This is a genomic window from Arthrobacter sp. M71 S08 (assembly GCF_059089725.1).
This window is the reverse complement of sequence record NZ_JBNHEY010000002.1, coordinates 238,834-265,282: the sequence shown is the minus strand read 5'-3', so window position 1 is coordinate 265,282 and position 26,449 is coordinate 238,834. Positions and strand designations below refer to the sequence as shown.

Annotated in this window: 25 protein-coding genes; 8 read left to right on the top strand and 17 right to left on the bottom strand. The window is 65.3% G+C overall.

What is annotated here, in order from left to right; all coding sequences use genetic code 11:
- Window positions 1-8: 8 nt before the first annotated feature.
- The 7 genes from AC5RTB_RS05110 to ssd all read right to left on the bottom strand — a co-directional run bounded on the left by AC5RTB_RS05110 (window position 9) and on the right by ssd (window position 4,795).
- Window positions 9-332, bottom strand: a complete 324-nt coding sequence (locus AC5RTB_RS05110) for an Rv3654c family TadE-like protein (RefSeq protein ID WP_494060002.1) — start codon at window positions 330-332, stop codon at window positions 9-11.
- 44 nt (window positions 333-376) lie between these two features.
- Window positions 377-691, bottom strand: a complete 315-nt coding sequence (locus AC5RTB_RS05105) for a TadE family type IV pilus minor pilin (protein WP_494060001.1) — start codon at window positions 689-691, stop codon at window positions 377-379.
- A 53-nt stretch (window positions 692-744) separates the two neighbouring features.
- A complete protein-coding gene (locus AC5RTB_RS05100) occupies window positions 745-1,032 on the bottom strand; it encodes a DUF4244 domain-containing protein (RefSeq protein ID WP_494060000.1) in 288 nt (95 codons plus the stop codon).
- Window positions 1,033-1,256: 224 nt separating this feature from the next.
- On the bottom strand, window positions 1,257-1,820 hold the full coding sequence (locus tag AC5RTB_RS05095; protein ID WP_494059999.1) for a type II secretion system F family protein: 564 nt from the start codon (window positions 1,818-1,820) through the stop codon (window positions 1,257-1,259).
- Window positions 1,817-2,539 carry a type II secretion system F family protein gene (locus AC5RTB_RS05090; RefSeq protein WP_494059998.1) on the bottom strand — a complete coding sequence of 241 codons (723 nt, stop codon included), beginning with the start codon at window positions 2,537-2,539 and terminating at the stop codon, window positions 1,817-1,819. Before AC5RTB_RS05090 ends, AC5RTB_RS05095 begins: the two co-directional genes overlap by 4 nt.
- A 1-nt stretch (window position 2,540) precedes the next feature.
- A complete protein-coding gene (locus tag AC5RTB_RS05085) occupies window positions 2,541-3,731 on the bottom strand; it encodes a TadA family conjugal transfer-associated ATPase (RefSeq protein WP_494059997.1) in 1,191 nt (396 codons plus the stop codon).
- On the bottom strand, window positions 3,728-4,795 hold the full coding sequence (gene ssd, locus AC5RTB_RS05080; protein WP_494059996.1) for a septum site-determining protein Ssd: 1,068 nt from the start codon (window positions 4,793-4,795) through the stop codon (window positions 3,728-3,730). Before ssd ends, AC5RTB_RS05085 begins: the two co-directional genes overlap by 4 nt.
- Window positions 4,796-4,908: 113 nt before the next feature.
- Between ssd and AC5RTB_RS05075 the strand changes: the two genes are divergently transcribed.
- Complete coding sequence (locus tag AC5RTB_RS05075) at window positions 4,909-6,615, top strand: bifunctional 3'-5' exonuclease/DNA polymerase (RefSeq protein WP_494059995.1); 1,707 nt, start codon at window positions 4,909-4,911, stop codon at window positions 6,613-6,615.
- Between the two features lie 10 nt (window positions 6,616-6,625).
- Here AC5RTB_RS05075 and AC5RTB_RS05070 read toward each other — a convergent pair whose 3' ends face one another.
- From AC5RTB_RS05070 to AC5RTB_RS05060, 3 genes are read right to left on the bottom strand one after another with little or no spacing between them, the layout of a single operon-like run.
- A complete protein-coding gene (locus AC5RTB_RS05070) occupies window positions 6,626-7,309 on the bottom strand; it encodes an NUDIX hydrolase (protein ID WP_494059994.1) in 684 nt (227 codons plus the stop codon).
- Window positions 7,306-8,085: an endonuclease III gene (gene nth, locus AC5RTB_RS05065; protein WP_494059993.1), complete on the bottom strand. Its 780-nt coding sequence runs from the start codon at window positions 8,083-8,085 to the stop codon at window positions 7,306-7,308. The genes AC5RTB_RS05070 and nth overlap by 4 nt, the downstream gene beginning before the upstream one ends.
- Window positions 8,086-8,130: 45 nt before the next feature.
- Complete coding sequence (locus tag AC5RTB_RS05060; RefSeq protein WP_494059992.1) at window positions 8,131-9,447, bottom strand: hypothetical protein; 1,317 nt, start codon at window positions 9,445-9,447, stop codon at window positions 8,131-8,133.
- A gap of 301 nt (window positions 9,448-9,748) precedes the next feature.
- On the opposite strand from AC5RTB_RS05060, the gene acs reads away from it, so the two are divergent.
- The 4 genes from acs to AC5RTB_RS05040 all read left to right on the top strand — a co-directional run bounded on the left by acs (window position 9,749) and on the right by AC5RTB_RS05040 (window position 15,442).
- A complete protein-coding gene (acs, locus tag AC5RTB_RS05055; RefSeq protein WP_494059991.1) occupies window positions 9,749-11,731 on the top strand; it encodes an acetate--CoA ligase in 1,983 nt (660 codons plus the stop codon).
- 146 nt (window positions 11,732-11,877) lie between these two features.
- The gene (locus AC5RTB_RS05050) at window positions 11,878-13,176 is read left to right on the top strand and encodes an MFS transporter (protein ID WP_494059990.1); all 1,299 of its coding nucleotides are present in this window, start codon (window positions 11,878-11,880) and stop codon (window positions 13,174-13,176) included.
- A 51-nt stretch (window positions 13,177-13,227) separates the two neighbouring features.
- A complete protein-coding gene (gene aroQ, locus AC5RTB_RS05045; protein WP_494059989.1) occupies window positions 13,228-13,704 on the top strand; it encodes a type II 3-dehydroquinate dehydratase in 477 nt (158 codons plus the stop codon).
- 4 nt (window positions 13,705-13,708) lie between these two features.
- Complete coding sequence (locus tag AC5RTB_RS05040) at window positions 13,709-15,442, top strand: dipeptide ABC transporter ATP-binding protein (protein WP_494059988.1); 1,734 nt, start codon at window positions 13,709-13,711, stop codon at window positions 15,440-15,442.
- Window positions 15,443-15,533: 91 nt separating this feature from the next.
- Here the strand turns inward: AC5RTB_RS05040 and AC5RTB_RS05035 are convergent, their stop codons facing one another.
- The 4 genes from AC5RTB_RS05035 to AC5RTB_RS05020 all read right to left on the bottom strand — a co-directional run bounded on the left by AC5RTB_RS05035 (window position 15,534) and on the right by AC5RTB_RS05020 (window position 20,637).
- The gene (locus AC5RTB_RS05035; RefSeq protein WP_494059987.1) at window positions 15,534-16,484 is read right to left on the bottom strand and encodes an ABC transporter permease; all 951 of its coding nucleotides are present in this window, start codon (window positions 16,482-16,484) and stop codon (window positions 15,534-15,536) included.
- The gene (locus tag AC5RTB_RS05030; RefSeq protein WP_494059986.1) at window positions 16,481-17,485 is read right to left on the bottom strand and encodes an ABC transporter permease; all 1,005 of its coding nucleotides are present in this window, start codon (window positions 17,483-17,485) and stop codon (window positions 16,481-16,483) included. The genes AC5RTB_RS05035 and AC5RTB_RS05030 overlap by 4 nt, the downstream gene beginning before the upstream one ends.
- 87 nt (window positions 17,486-17,572) lie before the next feature.
- Window positions 17,573-19,267: an ABC transporter substrate-binding protein gene (locus AC5RTB_RS05025; RefSeq protein ID WP_494059985.1), complete on the bottom strand. Its 1,695-nt coding sequence runs from the start codon at window positions 19,265-19,267 to the stop codon at window positions 17,573-17,575.
- A gap of 185 nt (window positions 19,268-19,452) precedes the next feature.
- Window positions 19,453-20,637 (bottom strand): MarP family serine protease, encoded by a 1,185-nt coding sequence (locus AC5RTB_RS05020; protein ID WP_494059984.1) that lies wholly within the window; start codon window positions 20,635-20,637, stop codon window positions 19,453-19,455.
- Between the two features lie 207 nt (window positions 20,638-20,844).
- Between AC5RTB_RS05020 and AC5RTB_RS05015 the strand changes: the two genes are divergently transcribed.
- Window positions 20,845-21,522 carry a Crp/Fnr family transcriptional regulator gene (locus AC5RTB_RS05015; RefSeq protein WP_026544229.1) on the top strand — a complete coding sequence of 226 codons (678 nt, stop codon included), beginning with the start codon at window positions 20,845-20,847 and terminating at the stop codon, window positions 21,520-21,522.
- 72 nt (window positions 21,523-21,594) lie between these two features.
- Here the strand turns inward: AC5RTB_RS05015 and AC5RTB_RS05010 are convergent, their stop codons facing one another.
- The 3 genes from AC5RTB_RS05010 to sp36 are packed head-to-tail and all read right to left on the bottom strand — an operon-like array spanning window position 21,595 to window position 23,151.
- A complete protein-coding gene (locus AC5RTB_RS05010; protein ID WP_494059983.1) occupies window positions 21,595-22,506 on the bottom strand; it encodes an NUDIX hydrolase in 912 nt (303 codons plus the stop codon).
- Window positions 22,507-22,510: 4 nt separating this feature from the next.
- Complete coding sequence (locus AC5RTB_RS05005) at window positions 22,511-22,993, bottom strand: RidA family protein (protein WP_494059982.1); 483 nt, start codon at window positions 22,991-22,993, stop codon at window positions 22,511-22,513.
- Window positions 22,993-23,151 carry a Sp36 family protein gene (gene sp36 / locus AC5RTB_RS05000; protein ID WP_494059981.1) on the bottom strand — a complete coding sequence of 53 codons (159 nt, stop codon included), beginning with the start codon at window positions 23,149-23,151 and terminating at the stop codon, window positions 22,993-22,995. The genes AC5RTB_RS05005 and sp36 overlap by 1 nt, the downstream gene beginning before the upstream one ends.
- 37 nt (window positions 23,152-23,188) lie before the next feature.
- On the opposite strand from sp36, the gene AC5RTB_RS04995 reads away from it, so the two are divergent.
- Together AC5RTB_RS04995 and AC5RTB_RS04990 are read left to right on the top strand one after the other, a co-directional pair.
- On the top strand, window positions 23,189-25,423 hold the full coding sequence (locus AC5RTB_RS04995) for a transglycosylase domain-containing protein (protein ID WP_494059980.1): 2,235 nt from the start codon (window positions 23,189-23,191) through the stop codon (window positions 25,421-25,423).
- The gene (locus AC5RTB_RS04990; protein ID WP_494060404.1) at window positions 25,420-26,361 is read left to right on the top strand and encodes a metallophosphoesterase; all 942 of its coding nucleotides are present in this window, start codon (window positions 25,420-25,422) and stop codon (window positions 26,359-26,361) included. Before AC5RTB_RS04995 ends, AC5RTB_RS04990 begins: the two co-directional genes overlap by 4 nt.
- Window positions 26,362-26,449: the final 88 nt, after the last annotated feature.

Here is a 26,449-nt window from a genome sequence, read left to right as displayed (position 1 = left end):
CCTTTCAATCAGGGAACGGACGGCGGTGGGCCTGCTCGTGCCCGCCCCGAGGCCGGGGGCAGCGCCGGGATGGAGTCCACCTCGGTGCGAACCCGGACTATGTTTCCGGATTCTCCTTCAACCGAGCACCCGATGAGCCGGGCGTCGTGATGCCGGGCTACCTCCGCGGCCACCACGCACGGACTCCCATCGCGGAGCCCGCGCGCGGCATCGGCCGCCGCGAGGGCTGACAGGTCTGCTGCCGTCGCCGCCCTTGATGCCGCTACCGACGCTTGGGCAAACAGGATGACAACCGAGAGCAGCAGCAGCGCGGCCATCGCGACGCCGGCCATCAACGTTGTGCCGGCCCCCCTTTCCCGGCCGGGATAGCAGCAAGTCATTTCTGCTCCGGTACGGCAACTGCGCTAGCCGAGAGGTCGACGTCGAACAGTTCCAGCACGGGCACAGTGGTCGATACGGTCACCGTGTTGAGGGTGTCCCCGGCCAGAACAGCGATGTGCGCCTCTTCTCCGGCGATACGGCGGACAGTCGCCTCAACGACGGCGGTCGTCTCGCCTCGCATGACTTCACGGGCCCCCGCCCTTGCGGCTTCCTCGATGCGCAGCTGGGACAGCCCGACTGCCGCAGCAGCGAGGACAACCGCCAACAGTGCAACCACCGCCGGAAATGCCACTGCCACCTCCGCTGTCACGGCTCCGCCCTCGGCAGGGTTCCTCCCCTGCGATCCTGTCCGCCGCACGGACGTCAGCCGAAGCTGAGGGCGTTGGTGATCAGCGACATGAGCATGCCGCGGATCTCCCCGCTCGACAGTACGGCGACGAGCAGTGCGGCGAAGCCGACGGCAGCCAGCGTTGCGATCGCATACTCGGCGGTGGCCAGGCCTGCCTCTGATCGCATGAGCCCGGACCTCATGCGGCCGGATGAGATCGTCTCGGGCCTCAGGGAGGTCACAGTCGCCAGTGGCGGTTCCTGGACCGGGGATTCCTGCCGGTCCTCGAAGGCGGTTGTTGCTGCGGTGGTGGGACGTGTCATGACAACTCCTTGGGTGATCGCTCTTGTCGGTACTTCCGGGCTGCCGGGACAGCGTGTGCCGTTCCGGCCGAGCCGCATCGGCGGCTGTTTCGAGTGTTTCGCGAGGTCGGACTTCGGGTGGATGGAGAGGACGGTAAGTGGACAAACGCAGGCATTCCCGTGGGCTGTGGAGCACCAGACGTAACGGAGGCGTTCTGTTGCAGAGTTCGTCCCGACGCAAAGCGTCAGGTGAAGGCGGGAAACAGACCGACCAGGATTGGGATGACGCCAAGGCACACGAATGCCGGCAAAGAACACAGGCCCAGCGGCACGACCAGGCGGACTCCGAGGGCGGCAGCGCGCTGCTCCGCTTCCCGGTTCCGCCTGCGCCTGAACTGTGCGGCCTGCGCGGTGACGACGGCGGCGGACGGTGCTCCTGTTGTTCCGGCGAATCGCAGGGCAAGCCCGAGTTCATGGGCGGCCTGGGCGCTTCCGCTGGAAGGGACCGCTGCCCAGGCCACCTCCCAGGACGCGCCGAGGTCCAGTGCTGTTTTGACTGCGGTCAGGGCCGCGCTGACCGGCGGTGAGGATGAGCGCGCGAGGACATCGAGCCCGCGGTCCAGTGGTGATCCGACGGCGAGCATGGCTGCCATGAGATCCATCATCAGCGCCGGATCGTGGAGCCCTTCCTGTTCAATCCCGGCGGGATCGCTCTGCATACCGGCTGACCATCGATGCCCGAGCGGGGGTGAGCGGTGAAGCAGCCAGCAGCCGGCCCAGAGTAGCGCCGCCACCAGTACACCCGTCATGCGGGTTCGCCTGCGGCTGCCCGAACGAGTCGGCTGGACCAGATTCTGCCTGCCACCATGAGTACGAACCCGGCGCATAGCGCTGCGCTGCCCGGCACGGAACCGAGGAGGACCGCGAGCGGGTCGACCCCGATCAGGTAGCCGACTGCCAGTCCGAACAATGGCAGCCAGGAGAGAAGCCGGACGGTGGCACGGGGACCTGCGAGCGCGGTGTCGCGGGCAGCATCAGAGTCCAACTGGGACTCGCGTTGCACCGCATAACGGGCAAGGACGGCTGCCAGGGGCGCCCCGCTGCGCTCGACAACCTCCTGGCAGGCCGCCAGATCCTGCCAGAGCGTCCTCAATGCAGGATCACGGGTGCGGGACGCAGCGTCGCGCAAGACCTCCGGGACGCTGAGGCCAAGCTGCGCAGCCTGGTGCGCCGACTGGAGCGTCGGCCTGATTGCAACCGAGAACCCTGATCCTGTATTGCCGTGAACACCTAACGCATCACCCCACAGCTGCGCGGGCGTCCGTCCGGCTTGAAGAAGGCCTGTCAGCTGGTGCACGAACAGGGGAATCTCATGTGGGTCAGTCTTCGGACCTTTCTTCCGGAGGGAACTCCGGGTGAGCGCAATAAAACCCCGACGCCGCGTCGCCGGGATAGGCACCGGGCGGCGCGGCAGTGCGAGGACCCAGCTGGCGACGAAGAGCAATCCGGCTACGATTGCGCCGCTCACGTCAGCGGCCCCGGTCAAGCTTCGCCGCCAGCGTCTCCCACGCCGGTCCACGGTCCGACGTGCCACCGTTTCGTGTCAGGGCTGCCCGCACCACCAGGTCACCGCCCGGGGTCATTTCGACAACACCGATCTCCGAAACGGTCCGTCCGGCTCCGGCGCGGATGACATGGACGACGACGTCGAGCGCATTGGCTGCCTGCAGCGCCAACGGTCCCGCCTCCATGCCGGCAAGGGCTGCGAGCGCCGACAGCCGGGCAGGGACACTCGTGGCCGAGTTCGCGTGAATCGTCCCGCCCGCGCCGTCGTGGCCGGTATTCATTGCTGCCAGCAGTTCACGCACCTCGGCGCCGCGGCATTCACCGACGATGAGCCGGTCGGGTCTCATCCTGAGGGCCTGCCGGACCAGTTCGGCGAGGTCCACCGACCCGTTGCCTTCCACATTGCCGTGCCTGCTCTGGAGCCCAATGACATGGGGATGGGCGGGACTGAGCTCAGCGGAGTCCTCGACCGTGACCAACCGCTCATCGGGTCCACTCTGCGACAACAGGGCGGCGAGCAGGGTGGTTTTCCCGGTGCCCGTGGCGCCGCTGATAAGGAAGTTCAGCCGCTTCCCCACGATCCCGCGCAGGGCCGCGGCCATCTGGTGGTCCAGCGCGCCCGAGGCCACCAGTTCGTCGAAGGAGAAGTGGCGTTGCCGCTGGATGCGAATGGACAGGATCGTCCCGGCCGTGGAGAGCGGCGGCAGAACTGCATGCACCCGGAAACGGTCCAGACGCACGTCCACGCACGGATTGCCGTCGTCCAATCGGCGCCCGCCGGCGGCGATGAGCCGGGCGGCGAGTGCACGCACTTCCGCGTCGCTCGGGAAGGTGAGGTCGGTGCGCTGCAGGCCGGTGCCGTCGTCCACCCAGACGGCGCTCGGACCGTTAACAAGAATGTCCGTCACCGCCGGATCCTCCGCGAAGCGCTGTAACGGACCGAGCCCCTGTAGTTCAGCGCGGACGCGGTCCAGGGTGCGGAAGGCTCCCTCGGAGCCGAGTAGGCGTCCGGTGGACTGCACGGCGGCGGCAAGTCGTGCTCCCGTAACCGGTGCAGACTCGCTCAGCACGGCATCCCGAACCTGTGCGACCATGGCCGCATCCGAGGGCTGAGTGGTTTGACGGAGCCGGCGCGTCCTGACTTCTCGATTCATGCGGCCACCTTCAGCGTTTCGGGCAGCACAGCGTCGAAGACGGAACGCCCGAACGAGCGGACGGCCCGGTGACGTGCCAGTTCCAGGACCCTCCCCTGGTTTTCGCTGGCCGCAGCGGCGCGAAGGTGAGGCAGGTACCCGGCGCCCGGCACGCCGACGGCATCTGCAACCCTGCCGGGGTCAAGATTCGGACCAAGCGGACCCCGAATGACGGCCCGGACGGGAAGCGGCTGGAGCTGCGTTACCAGAGACCGGGCGGCCGAGATTGCCCGGACACGACCAGGAACCACAAGAAGGATGCTGTCGCAGTAGGGAAGCAGTGACCCATCCGCTGACCAGCCGCGCGCAACATCAACCACCGTGAGTTCGAATGCGGACCGCGCCGCCTCCATGATCGGGGGTACCGCGGCGGATGCCAGGACGCCTGGAGCCGGTGGTTCGGTGCCCATCGACAGTAGTGAGAACCCGTCCATCGACGGCAGTGCGTGAACCAGCTGGTCCGGGTTCAAAGTACCGCGAACCTCACCGAGGTCCGGCCACCGCACGCCGGAACGCCCTTCGCCGCCGAGGGCCAGTTCCAGACCGCCGCCGAACGGGTCACCGTCGACGAGCAGCAGGTGCAGGTTCCGCGCTGCCGCACATGCGGCAAGCCACACGCTGATGGTGCTTGCGCCTACTCCCCCGGCCGCACCCAGCACTCCGACGACGGTTCCCTCATCCCGGGCCCGCTGCAGCATGCCGAGATGTTCGGCCAACCAGCCGGAAGCCTGTGGCAGGATGGCTACTCGATCGGCATTGCACCGCGCAGCCGCCGTCCACGCATCTGCTTCCTCGCCATCGAGGCCGACCACGATGACCGCACACCCCGCGACAGCGTGCCTCGCGCTGTCGCTGTCCAGCAGCATGACGGCGGGGCGCATCGCCAGGGCGTCACTGACCGAGGCAGCGCCGGCCAGTGTCAAACCCGCGGCTACCGCAACCCTCGCCACCTCGTCGCGAATGCGTTGCGAGGAGCTGACCAGCACGACGGCGGCCGAATCTGCGGCCGGAATCCAGGAAGACATAGAGCAAGCCTGCGCCCAGGAGACGCCACGCCACGGGCGTGCACTGCGTATGTGGATATCTTCAGCAGAAGTGCAGGAAGGGTCGGCGCCTCCGGTGGGCAACAATAGGAGTCGTGTACATCGTCCTCGCGCCGCCATCGAATGCGCAGCGCATCAGCGGAGCGGACGGTGCGCAGGTAGCGTTCCTGCCGGTGGACCCGACGGGAGCCCCGACCCCGGACCCCGTCGTCGTTCCGGCAGACCGGCAGGCCGAGACGGTCCGCGAGCTGCAGCGTCCCGAAACCCGGTGGGTCTGGGACAGCACCCGGGCCTGGTATCCCGGCCTGCTCGCCGCCGGTATCAGTGTTGAGCGCTGCCATGACATCGCGCTCAGCCGCGAGATCATGCGCCACTCCCCGGACTGCGCCGAGACCGACTACGGAAGCCACCTGCAGTCACGGCCGGACGAGGCCGAGGACGCGAATCCCGGCCGTGCCCTGCCGCCCGTGGCGCCGTCACCGCTACAGGGCAGCCTGTTCGAGGCCGTTCAACCCGCCGCCGGCGCCGATGTACTCGAGGTCGCGGAGGAATTCACGGCGCAGCAGCACGCGCTCAGGAGCAGCCGCCGTCCGGCCCAACTGGCCCTGCTGCTGGCGGCCGAGTCCGCCGGCACCCTGATCGCGGCGGAGATGGAGTTCCACGGGATCCCGTGGCGCGCAGACATACACAACGACCTGCTTGAATCGCAGCTCGGACTCCGCCCGAGGGAAGGCCATCGCCCGGCTGAACTTGAACGGCTTACCGGTGAGCTCCGCGCAGCCCTCGACAATCCGCGTTTCAACCCCGACTCCCCGCAGGAGCTCCTGCGCGCACTTCACCGGGCGGGCATCGAGGTGTCGTCCACGCGGTCATGGGAGCTCCAGCGCCACAATCACCCCGCAATCGCACCGCTGCTGCAGTACAAGAAGCTCTCGCGGCTCCTCACCGCGAACGGCTGGTCCTGGCTGGACACCTGGGTGCGCGACGGCCGGTTCCGGCCCGAGTACGTGGTGGGCGGCAGCATGTCCGGGCGGTGGGCTTCACGCGGCGGTGGTGCTCTGCAGATCCCCCATCAGGTGCGCGACGCCGTCCGGGCGGACCCCGGCAACGTGCTCATCGTCGCGGATGCCGCGCAGCTGGAACCACGGGTGCTGGCCGCGCTCGGCCGGGATTCTGCCCTTGCGTCAGCCGGACGCGGCCTCGACCTCTACCAGGGAATCGCCGACCAGGGATTCGGCGGTGACCGTGCCAAGGCGAAGGTCGCGATGCTCGGCGCGATGTACGGCGCAACCACCGGCGAATCCGGCCGCCTCATGCCGCAGCTCACGCGCACCTACCCGCAGGCAATCTCCGTGGTGGAGGCGGCGGCACGAACGGGCGAGGCGGGCGGCGTCGTCGCAAGCTTCCTCGGTCGCGGCTGCCCACCGCCGTCGGACCGGTGGCTCGCTGCGCAACGCACCAGCAGCGCGGCAGAACAGCAGCGCGCTGACTCCCTCGCGCGTTCACGCGGCCGCTTCACACGCAACTTCGTTGTCCAGGCAACTGCGGCGGAATGGGCGCTGTGCTGGCTGGCCGAATTACGACGCCGGCTGCGCGCCGACTCTGCCGTCTTCGCCCGTGCGCACATCGTCTTCTTCCTGCACGACGAGGTGATGCTGCATGTGCCGCGTGAACTCGCCGACCAGGTGTCCGCCATGGTCACCGAGGCAGCCCGCTCCGCGGCGCGGCTGATGTTCGGCGAGATCCCGGTGGAGTTCCCGGTGAGCGTTGTTGTGGTGGACTCCTACGCTGAAGCGAAGTAGCTGATGCCGGCTAGATGGGCGCGTCGCGTTCCCTGGTCTCATCCCAGGGCTGCGTCCAGCCCAACCCGTCGAAAAGCCTCGAAAGCAGCAGACCCGTGAAGCCCCAGATCGTGATCCCGTCGATGGTGAAGGCCGGTGTGCTGTGTGTTCGTCCATTCCGTCTAACCACCGAAGTGAAGCGCACATCCGGTGAGAGCAGCTCAGCGACCGGCGCACGGAAGACGTGTGAGGATTCGGCGTGGTCCACCACGCGTACCGGCGTAGGCGAGGCCCACCACGCGAGCACCGGAGTCACCAGGTAATTGCTGACCGGGAGGCTGACCTCCGGTAGGGCACCAAGGATCTCGACGCCGGCGGGGTCAAGCCCAGTCTCCTCCTCCGCCTCGCGCAACGCTGCCGCGGCGGGATCGGCGTCGCCGTCGTCAATCCTCCCACCGGGGAAGGCCACCTGGCCGGGATGGCTGCGCAATGTTCCGGCGCGTGTCACGAACAGGACGTCGAGATCGTCGGGCACTGCGGTGGAGTGGATCCTGGCCGGCCGATCATCAAGGTGCCCGAAGAGAATGAGGACGGCCGCGGGCCTGGCAGTTGCGATGTCCATGCCCCGCAGCTGCCAGGACTCGGTGGTCTCCGCACCCGGACCGATGGGCGTCGACCGCTGGGCGAAAGCCTTCAACTCGGCGTAGGCGCTCATGGGCTCAGCGTGAACCCGGCGGCCAGGAGCTCGGCACGCGAGGCGCCCTCCCGCATACGGCGGTGGAGCTCCTCGCGGCCCGGGGCTAGCTCGTACTTGAGCAACTTTTGTGCCTTCTCCGGGTCGACCTCCCCCTCGCCGTAGGAGGGGCAGAGCGCCGCCACCGGGCACGCGCCGCAGGCCGGTTTCTTGGCATGACAGATGCGGCGTCCGTGGAAGATCACCCGATGCGAGAGCATGGTCCAGTCTTTCCGCTCGAACAGAGCAGCGACGTCGAACTCCACCTTTACCGGGTCATCTTCCATGGTCCACCCGAAGCGGCGGGACAGCCGTCCGAAGTGCGTGTCAACGGAAATGCCGGGTACTCCGAAGGCGTTCGCGAGCACCACGTTGGCAGTCTTGCGACCTACACCGGGGAGGGTGACCAGGTCCTCCAGACGGCCGGGCACCTCACCGTCGAAGTCGTCGACGATCCTGGTGGCGAGCGCCAGCAGGCTCCGTGACTTCGCCCTGAAGAACCCGGTGGGACGGATCAGGTCCTGTAGTTCGTCTTCGGGTGCTTCGGCGAGACTGCGTGCATCGGGATAGCGTGCGAACAGCGCCGGCGTGGTCAGGTTGACCCGGACATCCGTGGTCTGCGCCGACAGGACGGTTGCAACCAGCAGTTCGAAGGGGTTGCGGAAGTCGAGTTCGGCGACAGCGTAGGGATAGGTGTCGGCGAGTTCGCGATGGATCCTGCGCGCGCGGCGTTTCAGAGCGATAGGCGATACGTCCACGCTGACCCGTCTTCCTTTTCGTTCCCGCCGACCCGTTCCGTGGGGCTAGCCCTCGGTGGGAGCGCGCTCGATGTTCCGCAGGTCCCGCATCACACCGATACGGCCCGTGCGCTTGTCCTGAACCAGGAATTCGTGTCCGCGGTCCTCAATACCGACTTCCCAGTCGCCTGGCTGCAGGACAAACAGCGGTGCTCCCGTCTGCTCGTCGACCACTGAACGCGGTGTTCCGACGGCGAACCAGAAGGCTTCAAGCACGGGCTCGTCGTCATCGGCGTCCCGGGTAGCCGAAATCGATTCCGTACGCGGGTGTGCCGCCTGCTCCTCAGTATGTGCAGCCTGCTGGGCTGACTTCTGGGCGGTGTTCATCCCGGACGACTGCTCAACCTTGGGCTGAGCCATGGTAGCGGCAGGGCCGGCGGACTCGGCGGGAGCGTCCGCGCTGGTTTCAACCGGCCCGGCCTCCGCCTGAGCGGCGCCGGCGCTGGGCTGCGCGGCCGTTGCCTCGGCAGGGGTGGGCTGCACGGCCGTCGCCCCACCGGGGGCAGGTTGCGCTTCGCGGGTCTCTTTCTGCGCCGGAGCGGTCTCGGACTGCGGTGCACCGTCTTCATGCTGCTGCTCGGCGGCGGGGCTCTTCGAAGCACCTGCTCCCTGACCTGCCGCACCTGCCGCGTAGCCCGCGACGGCGTAACCGGCACTGTAGCCTGTGCTGCTCGGACCGCTCGTGACGGCTGCATCGGACGAGTGCGAACTGTTCCAGCCAGTGACCGTTTCTGCGGGGACCGGCTTGGGCGGGCGGGGCCTGGCCGGCAACACCTCGCGGGCGATTCGGTGCGCAGACGAGGACGGACGCCCGGCGAAGTCGGGCTTGAAGACCCCAAGGTGGGGGCCGCCGACCGTGGCGACGAAGAACACTACCGAGCCGAGCAGCGCAACGAATTGGCCGATACCGAACGTAGTGACCGTCTGCAGGAAGAAGAAGGCAGTGGCAAACGCCGCGGTCACGGAGGCGAACTGGTCCACGGACAGCGAACCGACGCGCAGGCCTTTCGCGCCGAGCCTGCGGCCCACCAGCAACGCCAGTGCGGTCACCGGCAGGAGAATTCCGATACCGAGGAAAAACAGGGAGAACGTGCGCCAGAGATTGACGCCGTCCACAAAGGGCAGGATGGTGCCGACAAATATCACCAGCACAGAGACGCCGATGACTGTCTCGCGAAGGGTGAAGGGCCCGGCTACAGCCTCCGGCCCGGTGTGCGCGGCGGACGTGGAGGCATCAACAGGTGTCTCGGACCGGCCGGATTGCTGCACAGGCGAGCTATGCGCGGTACCTGCGCCGCCGTCGTACTGGCGCTGTTCGGTCATGTCTGGATTCTCCGTTTCGAAACGGCGGCGCGTGCCGCAGTCAGGGTGCCGAGGGCGTTGCGCCTGATTCGGATTTCTTTGACAACCCTAGTCAACGCCCACTTCCTTTCATATCAATGATGGGACATGTCGGCGTCGTGCGCTCACCGCTCACCGCAGAATCAGTGCCTTTCGCATCTGTCTTGTGACCACTGGCACACCGTTCGGGGGACGGCGCTACTAATGTGGGACACAGCACATTCGCGGGCCGTTGAAGTCTGTTCAAGTCCGCCTGAAGCACCGATTGGCTAAGGGGTTCACAATGTCTGAAGACACCCAGATTCACGCGGGTGACGCATTCGAAAATCTGCTGCATGAGGAACGTCGTTTCCCGCCGAGCGAGTATTTCAAGGCCAGTGCAATCGCCACGGCCGACCTGTACGAGCAGGGTAAGGAAGGCCCGGAGTTCTGGGCCAAACAGGCACGTGAACTTCTGACCTGGCACGAGGATTTCTCGCAGGCCCTCGACTGGTCGGAAGCCCCCTTCGCCAAGTGGTTCGTCGGAGGGAAGGTCAATGCGGCCTACAACGCGCTGGACCGTCATGTGGAGCAGGGCCGCGGTGACCGGGTTGCCATCCACTTCGAGGGCGAGCCCGGCGACACCCGCACGTACACCTACGCCGAACTCACCACGGCAGTGAAGAAGGCCGCCAACGCTTTCGAGTCCCTGGGCGTCGCCAAGGGCGACCGCGTAGCCGTTTACCTGCCCATGATCCCCGAAGCCGTGATCACCATGCTGGCCTGTGCACGCATCGGGGCCGTCCACTCCGTGGTCTTCGGCGGGTTCTCGGCCGAAGCCCTCCGCAGCCGGATTGACGACGCGGAAGCAAAGCTGGTGGTCACCTCCGACGGCACGTACCGCCGCGGCAAGCCAAGCGCCCTGAAGCCCGCCGTGGACGGCGCCCTGGAGCGTCCCGGGCACACCGTGGAGAACGTGGTTGTGGTCAAGCGCAACGGTGAACCGGTCGAATGGGCCGAAGGCCGCGACGTGTGGTGGGACGACGTCGTTGGACCGGCTTCCGAAGAGCACACCGCCGAGGGACACGATTCCGAGCATCCGCTCTTCATCCTCTACACCTCGGGCACCACCGGAAAGCCGAAGGGCATCCTGCACACCACCGGCGGTTACCTGACCCAGACGGCGTTCACCCAGAAGAACACCTTCGACCTGCACCCCGAGACGGACGTTTTCTGGTGCACCGCGGACATCGGCTGGGTGACCGGCCACAGCTACGTCGCGTACTCCCCGCTGGTCAACGGCGCCACCCAGCTCATGTACGAGGGCACTCCGGACACCCCTCACCAGGGCCGCTGGTGGGAGCTGGTCGAGAAGTACAAGGTCTCGATCCTGTACACCGCGCCCACAGCCATCCGTACCTTCATGAAGTGGGGCCGCGACATCCCCGCGAAGTTTGACCTTTCCTCCATCCGTGTTCTCGGTTCGGTCGGTGAGCCCATCAACCCTGAAGCCTGGATGTGGTACCGGGAAATCATCGGCGGCAACGGAGGACGCTCGGAAACCCGCGCACCAATCGTCGACACCTGGTGGCAGACCGAAACCGGCGCGCACATGATCGCACCGCTGCCCGGTGTCACGGCGTGCAAGCCGGGATCCGCGCAGGTCCCCATGCCCGGCATCGCTGTGGATGTCGTGGATGAGATGGGCCAGTCCGTTCCCAACGGGTCCGGCGGCTATCTGGTGATCCGTGAGCCCTGGCCGGCGATGCTCCGCGGCATCTGGGGTGACCCGGAGCGGTTCAAGGACACCTACTGGTCCCGGTTCGACAACATGTATTTCGCGGGCGACGGTGCCAAGCGCGACGAAGACGGTGACATCTGGCTGCTCGGCCGGGTGGACGACGTCATGAACGTCTCCGGACACCGCCTGTCAACAACGGAAATCGAGTCGGCGCTGGTGAGCCACCCGTCGGTGGCGGAGGCCGCCGTCGTCGGTGCATCGGATGAGACCACCGGTGAAGCGGTGGTTGCCTTCGTGATCCTGCGCGGCTCAGCGGTTCAGGACGACGACGTCGTCACCACTCTGCGCAACCACGTCGCCAAGGAGATCGGACCGATCGCCAAGCCGCGCAACATCCTGGTGGTTCCGGAGCTGCCCAAGACGCGCTCGGGCAAGATCATGCGCCGCCTGCTCAAGGACGTTGCGGAGGGCCGCGAGGTGGGCGATGCCACCACGCTGTCCGATCCGACGATCATGCAGCAGATCGCAGCGTCACTGCGTAAATAAGGTTCTGCCGGGATCCCTGTCGCCCGGCAGCCGCTCGATTCGAAGCGGCAGCCGGGCGACAGCACTGTGAGCTGGGTCAACCAGGCCTGTGACGTTGCCGGAAAATGCTGGCCGGGCGGGGTGGGCGGCGAGGACAATTTCGAAGCGTGTCCACCTCTACCGCATCCCGCCCGACGCCGGCCGTCCGCCCCGGAATGGCACGGAAGACCGCTGCCGCGTCCTTCGTGGGAACATCCCTTGAGTCCTACGACTTCTATGTTTTCGGCACCGCCGCCGCACTTGTCTTCAACGAAGTTTTCTTCACCTCGCAGGACCCGCTCGCCGGGACCCTGTCGGCGTTCCTGATCTTCGCGATGGGTTTCGTCGCCCGACCGCTCGGGGCCATCCTGTTCGGCCACCTCGGTGACAGGATCGGCCGGAAGAAAACCCTAATCTGGACCATCCTGCTCATGGGCCTCGCCACAGGCTCCGTGGGACTTCTTCCGGACTACAGCGTCATCGGCGTGTGGGCGCCCATCATCCTGACCGTCCTGCGCCTGCTCCAGGGTCTGTCGCTGGGAGGCGAGTGGGGCGGATCGATCCTGATCGCCACAGAACACGCGAGCGACCGCAAACGTGCGCTGTACGCGGCCATCCCCCAGTTGGGTTCCCCGGTGGGCACCATGCTGATCTCGCTGATCTTCCTCATCCTGGCGGTGACCGTTCCGGATGTCATGACCACCTGGGGTTGGCGCATCCCGTTCCTGCTCGCCTTCCCGTTCCTCGCAGTTGCGCTCTACCTTCGGCTGGCGATCGACGAGACGCCGGTCTTCCGGACCACGAAGAAGGTGCGCGTACCGCTGCTGAGCGTGCTGCAGTCCCAGCCGGTCGCCGTCGTTGTGGCCACGGCGTCGGCTGTCCTCGGCATCGGCTCCTACTTCCTCATGGTTTCCTACACGCAGGCATACGGGACGGAGCGGCTGGGCCTGTCTGAAGCAACGGTGCTGAACGCCGCACTCATCGGTTCGCTGCTCCAGCTTGCGACCATTCCGGCGTTCGGCTGGCTGGCCATGAAGATCGGTTCGGCGAAGGTCGTGGCGGGCGGTGCGGTTGGGACCGCGCTGATCAGCTTCCCGCTGTACTGGGTCATCAGCATTGCGGACGCTCCCCTGTACGTCGCGACGATCCTGCTCGGCGGCATCCTGCCGACCGCCAGCTGGGCCGCTCTCGGAGGACTCATGGCCGACCTCTTCGAACCGAGCACGAGCTTCACTGCCCTGTCCTTCTCCTACAGCATCGCCGCGATCGTCGCCGGTTTCGCACCGTCAATCACCCAGGCATTCGGCGAGGCGACGGACGGCGCGTGGTGGCATCCCGGCGTCGTGCTGGCGCTCATGAGCCTCGTGACGGTTGCCGGTGCGACAGCGGCGGTGCGCCTGCGCCGACCGGTGCCGGCGCGGGCCTGACAGCCGGCGAACGCGGCCGGGCGGATCCCCGGCATCGGGCATAGTTAAGCCATGGCGACCACTACCCTGCTGATCCTCAACGGCCCGAACCTGAACCTGCTTGGCACCCGCGAGCCGGACGTGTACGGATCACACACGCTCGACGACGTGGAGGAGCTCTGCGCCTCGGCCGCCGGCGCGCACGGGTGGGCCGTCAACTGCAGGCAGTCCAATCACGAGGGCGAGCTGGTTGACGCCATCCAGTGTGCGCCGGGAACGGCGGACGGCATCATTATCAACGCCGCTGCCTACACCCACACCTCGGTTGCGCTGCGGGATGCGATCAGCGCAGTAAACCTGCCCACCGTCGAGGTGCACATCAGCAACGTGCACCAGCGGGAGGAGTTCCGGCATCACTCCTATTTGTCGGCAGTGGTGGATGCCGTCATCGTGGGGGCGGGCGTGGACGGTTACCGGCTGGCCATTGACCACCTTGTGCGGAAACTGACGCGGCACGACCTGATGACCGGCGGTTATGAGGCACGATAGACCTATGACCGAAATCACCTCAATCGACAGTGTCGTCGATGGCGCCGAAAACGCTCCCATGCTTCAGGTGAAGAACCTGGCAGTCAGCTTCCGCACCACGTACGGCGAGGTATCCGCCGTCGAGGAAGCCAGCTTCACTCTGCACCGGGGAAAGACGCTGGCGATCGTGGGCGAGTCAGGTTCGGGGAAGTCGACGACGGCGATGGCCTGCATCGGCCTGCTGCCCGGCAATGGTCGGGTCACCCGCGGCAGCATCCTGTTCGAGGGCCGGGATCTGGTCCCTCTCCCCGAATCGGCGATGCGCACCATCCGGGGCCGCGCGATCGGCCTGGTACCGCAGGATCCCATGTCCAACCTCAACCCGGTGGCCAAGATCGGCACGCAGGTGGCCGAGACGCTGATGGTCCATGGTCTGGCGAACAAGAAAAACGTCAAGGAGCGCGTGGTTGAGGTGCTGTCTGCGGCAGGCCTGCCTGATGCCGCCGACCGCGCGAAGCAGTACCCGCACGAGTTCTCCGGCGGCATGCGTCAGCGCGCACTGATCGCCATCGGTCTTGCGTGCCGTCCGCGCCTGCTGATCGCCGATGAGCCCACCAGTGCCCTCGACGTCACGGTCCAGCGCACCATCCTGGACCAGATCGACACCATGACGGAGCAGCTTGGAACCTCGGTCCTGCTCATCACTCACGACCTGGGTCTCGCAGCAGAACGCGCGTCGGAGCTCGTGGTGATGCACCGCGGCCGCGTGGTGGAGACCGGGCCCGCGGCGCAGCTCCTCAACGACCCCCAGCATCCCTACACGCGGTCTCTGGTCCGGGCTGCGCCGAGCGTAGCGGCCGTCCGACTGCGCCCCGGCGCCTATCACGAGGACGCCGCGAAGCGGACAGCCGCGGCTCAGGCCGCCTTCCAGGAGCATCAGGCGGACGCCGACTCGGTCGAGGAAGCGGCTCCGACGGACAACATCGTCGAGATCCGTGACCTGACCAAGATCTACAAGCGACGCGGCAGTTCCGAAGATTTCTACGCGGCGAAGAACGTCACGCTGGACATCCCACGTGGGCAGACTGTTGCTATCGTCGGCGAATCCGGTTCCGGCAAGACAACGACGGCGCGGATGCTCCTCAAGCTCATCGAACCTACCTCCGGCACCATGACCTTCGACGGCATGGACGTGGCAACCCTCGACAAGGCGCAACTCGATGACTTCCGGCAGCGTGTACAGCCCGTGTTCCAGGACCCGTACTCGTCGCTAAACCCGATGTTCACCATCGAGCGCATCGTGGAAGAGCCGCTCAACGCGTACAAGCGTGGTTCAAAGAAGGAGCGGTCAGCCCGGGTTCGGGAGCTGATGGACCAGGTGGCCCTGCCCCACAACGCCCTGCGGCGCTACCCGTCGGAGCTCTCCGGCGGTCAACGCCAGCGCGTCGCCATCGCCCGCGCCCTGGCGTTGAAGCCAGAACTGATCGTGTGCGATGAGCCCGTCTCAGCCCTTGATGTGCTGGTCCAGGCGCAGATCCTCAAGCTTCTCGGCGACCTGCAGTCAGAGATGGGCCTGAGCTACCTGTTCATCTCCCACGACCTCGCCGTGGTCCGGCTCATCTCGGACTATGTGTGCGTGATGAAGGACGGCGAGCTGGTCGAAGCGGCGAGCTCGGAGGAAGTGTTCCAGAACCCCCGCCATCCCTACACGCGGAAGTTGCTGGCCTCCATCCCGGGCAACGAACTCAACATCGCCTGATCCCGCCCGGATCAGCCACGGTACGACGACGGCCGGTCACCCTTCCTTGAGAAGGTGACCGGCCGTCGTCGTACCGTTCAGGGCGCAGGGGCTACTTTTGCCGGGTCTTCGGGTCCAGTGCCTCGCGCAGCGACTCTCCCAACAGGGTGAACCCGAGTGCGGTGATGGCGATGCACGCACCGGGCAGGAATGCCAGTGACGGGGACGACGCCAACTCCGCCTGCGCGTAGGTCAGCATGCGGCCCCACTCAGCTGTCTGCGGGAGCCCGCCGCCGAGCCCCAGGAAGGACAAGGCGGCAGCGTCGATGACGGCTGTGGCGAGGGACAGCGTCGCCTGCACAATCACCGGACCGACGCTGTTGGGCAGCAGGTGGCTCATCGTGATGGTGCGCTTGCTCAGGCCGAGCGTCTGCGCGGCGAGAATGTAATCCGACCCGCGCTGCGAGAGCATGGAGGACCGGAGCAAGCGTGCGAAGATCGGCAGCTGTGAAACACCAATCGCGATCATCACCGCGTACGGCCCCTGCCCCAGGATCGCCGCGATGCTCACAGCGAGCAGCAGGTTCGGGACCGACAGCAGGATGTCCACAAAGCGCATGATGAGGCTGTCCACCCAACCGCCCAGGCCGCCGGCCAGCAGCCCGAGCAGCATTCCACCGGCCAGGCCGATCGCGGTTGAGATGACACCGATCAGCAACGAGGCCTGCGCACCCCAGATCAGTTTGCTGAGCACATCGCCGCCGAACCGGTCGAGCCCCAGCGGATACTCCGGGAGCTCACCGGGCCCCGGAATGTTGATGGGTGTGATCTGGGTCCGGCCGGGCAGCGATTCCCCCCCGTATGGCGCCAGGAAGGGCGCCAGTGCCGCGACCAGCAGGAAAAGGCCGATGATGACGGCGCCGGTGATGGCTTGCGGGTTCCGGCGCAGCCTGTGGAATGCGTCTTTCCACAGACCGGTTCCGCCGCCTTCGCTGAGGGTCGGCTCCGTTGTGGACGGCGCGGCTTCTCCGCCTGCTGCTGCGGGGGGCAAAATGTTGCTCATTGCACACGCACCCTTGGATCGATGATGGTGTAGGAGATGTCAACGAGGAGGTTGATCAGCGCGTACAGGATGGCGATGAAGATGATGAAGCCCTGCAGCACCGGGTAGTCGAGCTCGAAGATCGCGTCCCGAAGAAAACGTCCGATGCCGTTGAACGCAAACACGGTCTCCGTAAGGACCGCACCTGAGATAAGGAGACCGGTCTGCAGACCGATCGTCGTCACAACGGGCAGCATGGCGTTGCGCAGGATGAAGCGGCTGCGGATGGTTTTCTCCATCAAGCCCTTTGCGCGTGCCGTCCGCACATAGTCAGCGTTCTGCACTTCGAGCACCGAAGCACGCGTGATGCGCACGATGATGGCCAGTGGAATGGTTCCGAGGGCCAGCCCCGGAAGGATCAGATGCTGGAAGGCGTCCCACGCGGCGTCGAACTCTCCCGTGAGGATGCCGTCCAGGACGTAGAAGTCCGTGAAATGGGTGGCATTGATCCGGGGATTCTGTCGTCCGTCCGGCGGCAGGATGGGCCACTGGATGGCAAACAGGTACTTCAGGATGAAGGCTAGGAAGAACACCGGGATGGTGATGCCGATCAGGCTGAGGACCACAGAACCGTGATCCAGGAACCGCCCGTAATGGCGTGCCGCGAGGTAGCCCAGCGGGATACCGATGCCGATCGCGAAGATCAGCGCGACGATGCTCAGTTCGATGGTTGCCGGAAAGCGGGTGGCGAACTCGGCGAGGACCGGCCGTCCGGTGATGATCGACGTACCGAAATCACCCTGCAGCAGCTTTCCCATGTAGGTGAAGTACTGCAGGATGAGCGGCTGATCGAACCCGTACAGTTCGTTGACCCGGGCGACCGCTTCGGGGGTTGCCCGCTCGCCCAGCAGAGCTGTGGCGGGACCGCCCGGCAGTGCCCTCACCCAGAGGAAAAGCAGGACGGAGAGTCCAAACAGGGTGGGAACCAGCAGGGCGAGACGTTTACCAATGACGCGAAGCACGGTGTCCTTTCAACAGTGCGGTACCGAAGCGAACGAGTGCAGACAAAAGCGGTGGGACCAGTGCTACCGGCCCCACCGCCAATGTAGTTACTCGTTCAGCTCGATCATGTTGAAGACTTCGTCATTGACCGGGCTCGCCGGGTAGGACTCCACCCTCGGAGCGAAGGCCAGCGACGGCGCCGGGTGGGCCAGCGGGATCGCCGGGTTGAACTCCGCGATCTGCTGGTTGATCTCCTCGTACATTTCGGTCTGTTCCTCGCGATCCGTCATGCCGCGGGCCTCGTCCAGTGCTTCGAAGAGTTCGGGGTTGTCGAAACCGAACTCCATCTTTTCCTGGCCGAAGAAGACGCCGATGAAGTTGTCGGTGTCGTTGTAGTCACCGGTCCAGCCGAGCAGGTGCAGGCCGTGGTTCTCCGTGCCCTGGATGCGGTCGAGGTAGTCAGGCGTCCAGACATCGGGCGCCGGAGTAACGGTGATGCCTACTTCTTCCAGCTGGGCACTGATGTTGGTGAAGACCTGCTCAGGGGTCGGCATGTAGGGGCGGGAAACGTCCGTCGGGTAGTTGAACTGGACCTCGAACCCGTCCGAGTATCCCGCTTCAGCGAGCAGTTCCTTCGCACGCTCAGGGTCATACTCATACGTGGTGACGTCCTCGTTGTACCCGTCCACGACGTCCGGGATGAACTGGGTGGCCAGCTGCGTGCCCTCGGGAAGCGTCTGATCGATCAGCGCCTGCTTGTCGATTGCGTGGTGGATCGCCTGGCGTACCAGTGGATCGCTCAGTTCTTCGACGGCGTGGTTGATGCCGAGGTAGAGGATGGTGAACGGATCGCGCGGAACGATCTTGTAGCCGGCTTCTTCAAGGACCGGGATATCGGCGGGTGACACGAGGTCGAAGCCGTCGATGGTTCCGGCCTGCAGGGCCTGCGTACGTGCCTGCGGGTCGTCAATGATCCGGAAGATCACTGTCCGGACATCGCCCTGCTCGCCCCAGTACTCCTCGTACGCGGAAACCGTCAGGTCCTCGCCCACGTTCCAGGAATCGAACTTGAACGGTCCGGTGCCCACGGGGTTCCCCTGCGCGTACTCGCTCAGCTGGGGTGCCTCCGCGGAGCCGCCGATGTCATCAGCGTTGAACTCCTCGAGCGCGGTGGGGCTCTGCATGGAGAACGCGGGAAGCGAGAGTGCGGGGACGAAACCGGCAAACGGCTTGGCCAGCGTGACCGTGACCTCCTGGTCACCGTTTACCTCGCAGGACTCGTAGACAGCGGCTTCCGGTGAGTCCGCGAAGCCGCGGAAGAGGTTGTTGTAGTAGTAGGACACCGACGGTGCCTGGGCCAGGCCGGTGAAGTTGTACCAGCGATCAAAATTGAAGCAGACGGCTTCGGCGTTGAACTCGGTACCGTCGTGGAAGGTGACACCTTCCTTCAGCTGGAACGTGGTGGAGAGTCCGTCCTCGGAAGTTTCCCAGGACTCGGCCAGCAGAGGCGCCGGGTCAGCAGTGCCGGGCTCCACACCGACGAGACCTTCAAAGATCTGCCGGCTGACGCGGAAGGACTCGCCGTCGCTTGCGAATGCCGGGTCAAGCGATGCCGGGTCGGACGATGCCGCGAACACGAAGGTCGAGTCAACCTCTCCCTCCGCACCTGCACCGCCGCCTTCTTCGCGTTCGCTCTGGACGCAGCCGCTGAGCAGCATGGCGCTGATTGCGGCGCCGGCAGTGAAGGCGGCAGCACGCGTCCTTGTGGGATGCGTCCCCCGCGCCGTTTTGCTTCTGAACATAAGTGCTCCTGGTGGTCTGGTACCGGGCGGACACGTCACTGTGTCCGTGTGGCGCACGGCATGCCGTGTTACCTCGTGTGACGAGCCTAACTCTCGGTAATGACGCTCGCAGTATTTCCCGCCAGCAAGCCATCACGATTTGGTTACGCGGTCGGGGTCCCGATCAGTCACAGGGTGTTGCGGGGCTAGCGTTCGGTGCACTGCCCGGCGGAGACCGTCTCGTTGAGGGCCGCTGCCTGTTCGACGACGGGGCGGAGTTCGTCAAGCGTGAGCGCATATCCGACGGGGACGTCCGCAGTGGACTTGGCGAAGACAAGGCCGGCAACCCGCCCCTGCATGTCCAGCAACGGCCCTCCGGAGTTTCCCTGCTGAACGTTGGCGGCGAGGGAATAGACATTGATTGCCGTAGGGTCGGCACCGTAAATGTTCTCGACGAGCACGTCGGACCGGTTCTGGACGCTAGCCGGCTGAATCTGGAACGGCCCGCCGGCGGGATACCCCGCAAACGCGGCTGTGTCACCTGTCTCGAGCCCCTCCCCGAGCGCAAGCGGAGCGCGGTCGAGTCCATCCACCGCGATCACGGCGAGATCCCTCACCGGGTCGAAATAAACAACATTGCCCGGCATTGCGTCGGCTCCCGGGACCTCCACCACGGGCTGGTTCACACCAGCGACTACGTGCGCGTTGGTGACGACCCTGCCGGGTGCGACGACGAAGCCTGACCCGGTCTGGTTCTGGCCGCATTGGAACGCCGTACCTGCAATCCGCAGGACGGACTGCGAGGCAGCGGCAAGTTCCGGAGTATCCACGGACGCGTCCGGTACCGGTGCGGGCGTAGCCGGCGCCACACCCTCGAGGAGGGTCGGAATCCCGTCAGCGACCGCGATGGAACGGATCTCCGCCATCCAGGCGCGCACCGGGGACGGCGTGAGGGTATCGATACTGTCCAGCACCTTCGACGACGCGATGGCCTGGGACAGGAACGGCACACCCATGGTGCTGATGCTGAACGCGAGCATGGCGATGACAAGCGCGGCCACGACGACATTGGTGACGCCGCCCAGCAGACGGTCGATGACGCGCACGGGCACCGACCCGGCCCTGCTGCTGAGTGCACGCCCCAACCCGGCGCCAAGCGCCTGGCCGATGATGACCAGGATCAACGCGGTGGCGATCACCGCGGCGAGCCGCCAGGCGTCTTCTGACACCCAGGCGCTTACCAGCGGAATGGCGAAGAAGGCAGCAACGGCACCGGCTGCGAAGCCGATGATGCCTCCGAGGGTAACGAGGAAGCCGTTCTTCAACCCTGCGATCAGGTACCCGATTAACATCAGGATCAGGATGATGTCCAGGAGCGTAAAGCCGAACACTCCACTCCCCTCCCAGGAAGCGCGGTACTTCCCCTGCTGAGCTTCGATTCTACGTTCCCCGCCTGACAGTGCGCAGAGAAGGGCTCGGCGTGATTTCCCCTACCCCAAGGGCGAACACGCGTGTAGCAGGTGTCACAACGTGTCTGCGTACGGCAAGATGGGAAAAGACGGGAAACTGGCTGGTTTGCATCATACATAGGAGATTTCATGGATATCGAGGTACTGCGCAGGGCGCCCCTATTCGCTTCGTTGGGCGACGAGGTCTTTGCGGCACTCACTGACGAGCTGACCGAAGTGGATCTGTCCCGCGGCGCGTCGGTCTTCCGGGAGGGTGACCAGGGCGACCAGCTCTACTTCATCGTCTCCGGAAAGATCAAGCTGGGCCGCACCGCGCAGGACGGCCGCGAAAACCTGCTGGCAATCCTCGGCCCCGGCGAGCTGTTCGGCGAGATGGCCCTGTTCGACCCCAGTCCCCGCACCGCCACGGCCACGGCTGTGTCGGAAACACGCCTCGCAGGACTGAAGAACGAGAATCTCCGCGCACTGCTGGAGACCCGCCCCGAGGTGTCTGCCCAGCTGCTGCAGGCTCTGGCCCGCCGGTTGCGCCGCACCAATGAGTCCCTCGCGGACCTCGTCTTTTCCGACGTTCCGGGGCGCGTTGCCAAGGCCCTGCTCGACCTCGCGGACCGATTCGGCCGGCCCGCGACCGACGGCATCCTCGTGGCGCATGAACTGACCCAGGAAGAGCTCGCACAGCTCGTTGGAGCCTCCCGTGAAACGGTGAACAAGGCCCTCGCCGAGTTCGTGCAGCGCGGTTGGCTGCGCCTGGAGGCACGCGCCGTCGTCATCCTCGACATCCAGCGCCTGCGCCAGCGGAGCCGCTAACCCCGGTTGGTCTTCTACAACGACGGCGGGTGGTCACCATGGTGACCACCCGCCGTCTTCGTTATGGAGTTCTTACCGGCCGCGCTGCTCGGAACCTTCCGTAGCGGTTGAGCACTCGACCTCTATCCTGGGCTCACCGTCCGCCTCGATCAGGCGGGGCGAGTACACCTTCATGGGCCGCTTGTGGGACAGGTAGGCGATGCAGCCCCGCGAGGAGCCGATTTTCTCGAGGATCAGCTCTACGGCGGGAACGGTCAACTCGCTCAGGGTCCGGCCGACCGTATTCGGCTGGCCGATCTCGTCACCGAGTGCGGTGGTGTTCCGCTGCATGATCTCCTCAGCAGACCATCGCCATTGCCCCCAGACACCCTTGCTCGCGAGCAGGGTGGGCTCCTGATTCACTGGCTGTGCCGCCGCGAAGTACCGGGTATCGAAGCGGCGATGCGCGAAGTCGGGACTGAGCCAGGCTGAAAGCGGCTTAATGAGGTCAGTGCGCACGCCCAGTCCGCGCTTGCCGAGGATCTCGGCGAAGGTCTTGTCACCGGCGGCCATGGCTTCCCGTGCCTCCATCCACTGGGGATGGCGGGTTCCTTCAACCAGGCTCGAGGCATCCGGTCCGGCCAGCAGGACGCCGGTCTCTTCGAACAGCTCGCGGATTGCGGCGACGACAAAGCGCCGGGCGACATGGGAGTCTTCCGTTGCAAGCGCCGCCGCCCACTGAGCAGGCGAGGGACCAAACCAGGTGATGTGGTCGTCGTCGTTCTCTTCCACGCTGCCGCCAGGGAACGCCACCACCCCGAGCGGCGACTCCCCGCGGCGATACGAGAGGTACACCTCGGTGCCCGCCGGAGCATCACGAATCAACACGACCGACGACGCCGGTCGCGGCTTCATGGGGGTGCGCTCGCCGTGATCGATCCAACTGCGCGCGGCGCTCTGCTGATCGTCCGGGACGGGAAACAGCCTGGTGCTTGAACGGTTCACGAAACTAGATGAACTCCGCGATAATTTCGACTTCGACGGGCGCATCCAATGGTAGTACGGCGACGCCGACGGCGGAACGTGCGTGTGCGCCCGCCTCACCGAAAACCTGCCCGAGCAGCTCGGAAGCTCCGTTGATCACCCCGGGCTGGCCCGTGAAGGAGGGCTCCGATGCGACGAACCCGACAACCTTGACGATCCGGCTGACCCTGTCCAGGTCGCCGATCTGGGACTTCACGGCGGCCAGGGCATTCACCGCGCAGGTCGCCGCATATTCCTTGGCCTGCTCCGCGCCTATATCACTACCGACCTTGCCCGTTGCTGGGAGTTCGCCGTTAATAAAGGGAAGTTGACCGGAGGTGTAGACGTAGTTGCCCGACACTACCGCGGGGACGTAGGCCGCTACCGGGGCTGCCACGGCCGGAAGGGTGATCCCCAACTCCCGGAGCCTGCTCTCGACAGCTGATACCGCTTCATTCGCGCTGGTCATCAGGCGTTCTTCTCACGCTTGAGGTACGCAACGAGGCCGTTGCCATCGGGTCCTGGCACCACTTGCACAAGCTCCCAGCCATCCTCACCCCATTGGTCGAGAATTTGCTTGGTTGCGTGGATGATGAGCGGAATTGTGGCGTACTCCCATTTGGTCATGCCTCACAGGGTAGCGCGTGCTAGTAAACTGGAGTACATGGCTGCTCGTAAATCACCTTTCTTTGACACGGCAACCACCCTTGGGAAGATCATTGCATTTCTTGGAATCAGTGGATTGAGCGGGGTGCTTGCTGCGGGCCTTCTGGTGCCCGTGGCTGCTGCTGCCGGAACCGGAGCATCCGCTTCGATCCAGTTCTTCGAGAACCTTCCGGCTGAGCTTGAGCGCGGCGCGCTGGCGCAGCCCTCCAAGATTGTCGCCTCCGACGGTTCGCAGATCGCCACCCTGTATGAGGAGAACCGCCAGCCCGTGACGCTGGATGAGATCTCCGAGAACATGACGGATGCGCTGATCGCCATCGAGGACGATGAGTTCTACAACCACGGCGGCGTAGACCTGCAGGGCATCATCAGTGCTGCAATCAGCAACATCAGCAGCGACACCACCCGCGGCGCTTCCACCATCACCCAGCAGTACGTCAACAACGTACTCATCGACGCCAGCATGCAGAGCGGCGGGGACATCACCTTCAGCGGTCAGAAGACCCTGGGCGACAAGATCCGCGAAGCCAAGCTCGCCATCGCCGTGGAGAAGGAGCTGAGCAAGGATGAGATCCTGGCCGGCTACCTCAACATCGTGCCGTTCACCGGCAACACCTACGGCGTCCAGGCTGCTTCCAAGTACTTCTTCAACGTCGAGGCCAAGGACCTGAACATCCAGCAGGCCGCCCTCCTGGCCGGAGTGGTCAACGGTCCCACCTTCTACAGCCCCGAGTTGTACCCGGAGCGTTCGCTCGAGCGCCGCAACCTCGTCATCGGCCGCATGCTTGAAACCGGGAAGATCACGCAGGAAGAGCACGACGCCGCAGTCGCCTCCGATCTGGGCCTCGCCATTACCCCGGTCCTCAATGGGTGCGTCGGCGCTGAGCAGGCACCCTACTTCTGCGATTACATCACCCACCTGGTCCTCAACGATCCTGCCTACGGCGAAACCCGCGAGGATCGCGAGAAGCTCCTGTACCGCGGCGGCCTCACCATCAAGACAACTCTCGACGCCCGCGCGCAGGCCGCTGCCCAGACCGCTATCAACGAGACCGCGAACCGGGAAACCACCGATCCTGCGGTGGGCCACGCGATGGTGAGCCTGCAGCCCGGGACCGGAAAGATTCTGGTCATGGCACAGAACACGCGCTTCATGCCTGGTGAGACCACAGGTGACTCCGTTCTCAACTTCAACGTCGACCAGTACGCAGGCGGAGATCCGAACAGACCCCTCGGCGGCCTCGGCGGCTATCAGCCCGGATCAACGTTCAAGCCTTTCGTTGTGGCGGCCTGGCTTGAGGATGGCCGTTCCCTCGGCACCGTCGTGGACGGCAGCAAGAAGAAATACCCGCAGGGAGAAACGTGGGAAGCCAGCTGCCTGCCCGGCGGCGAATACGTTCTTCCCGATGCCGAAGGTTACGAACCGCAGAACTACGGCGATATCAACTACGGCAACTACACGGTGCTTGAAGGCCTCGCACAGTCTTACAACACCGTGACCATGTACACGGCGAAGCAAGTTGATCTCTGCAAGCCCTTCGAGATCGCGTCGAAGCTGGGCGTCCATGACGGCAAGAGTGCCAGCGGCGAATACTCACCCCTGCAGGTGCAGCCCTCTGCCCTGATCGGTGGCGGCAGCGAGGTTGCCCCCATGTCGATGGCAACGGCGTTCGCCGCCCTCGCGGCTGAAGGTCTCACCTGCGAGCCCCTGGCTCTTGTGGAGGTCACCGCCGTCGACGGCAGCACGTTCCCGGTACCGCAGCCCAAGTGCGAGCAGGTTATCCCCAAGGAACTGGCTCGCGGCGTCAACTACGCCACCCAGGAAGTGATGGAGCGCGGCTCAGGTCAGCTGCTTGAATTCGGTGACGTTCCGATGGCAGGCAAGACCGGTACCAACGACGCCCGGTCGCAGACCTGGTTCGTAGGCTACAACTCGGCCATGGCCACCGCGAGCTGGGTTGGCAACTGGAAGGAAAACAGCACCTCGCTGTCTGCCCTGAAGATCGGTGGACGTGTGTATGAGGAGATTGACGGCGCGTTCGTTGCCGCGCCGTCCTGGGCCCGTTACATGCAGCAGCTCCAGGGTTCGTACAAGCCGAAACCGTTCGCTGACCCGCCGTCCAACATGACCGACAACCGTCCAATGGACCGGTCGCGACCCGATCAGTCATCGAACAATTCAGGCAACAATGGAAATGGCAACGACAACGGCAATGGTGGAGGCAACGGCTGATCGTGGGGACAACTAAAGCGAGTTCGCGTACGGGCGCTGCCGTCACGCTCGGTCTGACTGCAGCGACCGGCGTCGCCACTTTAGGGTACGCAGCGTTGGTCGAAAGAAACCTCTTCGGCCTCCGAAGGGAGACCCTCGCAATCCTTCCCCCGCGCAGTCGACCCCTGCAGATCCTGCACCTGTCGGATATTCATATGGTCCCCCGCCAGGACGCAAAGTCGAAGTGGCTGCAGGACCTGGCCGAACTGCAGCCGGACCTCGTGGTCAACACGGGTGACAACCTCAGCCATCCCAAGGCCCTGACTCCCCTGCTGGACGCACTGGAACCCCTTCTGGATTTCCCCGGTGTCTTCGTGCCCGGATCCAACGACTACTACGCTCCCAGCCTGCAGAATCCATTCAGGTACCTTGGTGGACCGTCATCCCACAACGGAAGCAAGCCACGGAAGGAACTGCCCTGGCAGCAGATGTTCGCACGGTTTGGCGCTGCCGGCTGGGTTGATCTCACAAACAGGTCGCAGTCAGTCGCTGTCCGCGGAGTGCGCCTCGATCTCAGCGGCGTCGATGATCCGCACCTGAATCGGGACAGGTTTGTCGGGTTCCCCTCGGGAAGCAGCACGGCAGCCGAGGCACCGCATCTCCGTGTCGGCGTCGCGCATGCCCCGTACCAGCGCGTCCTCGACACTTTCACCAATGGCGGAGCGGATCTGATCCTGGCCGGTCACACACACGGCGGACAGGTATGCCTGCCCGGGTACGGCGCGCTCGTGAGCAACTGTGACCTGCCCACCTGGCGTGCGCGGGGCCTGACCCGGTGGGAGAACAATGGCAGGTCTGTCCCGCTGAATGTTTCCGCCGGCATCGGAACGTCGCGGTTTGCACCAGTCCGTTTCGCGTGCCGCCCCGAAGCAGTATTGCTGACGCTCACGTCTCGCTGAGTGCCAGGTACCCACCGGCACCCCTGACGCGCGTCAAGCACGGTCTAACATAGGATTGTTGCTGGGGGACACGAAATTATCGGCTCCC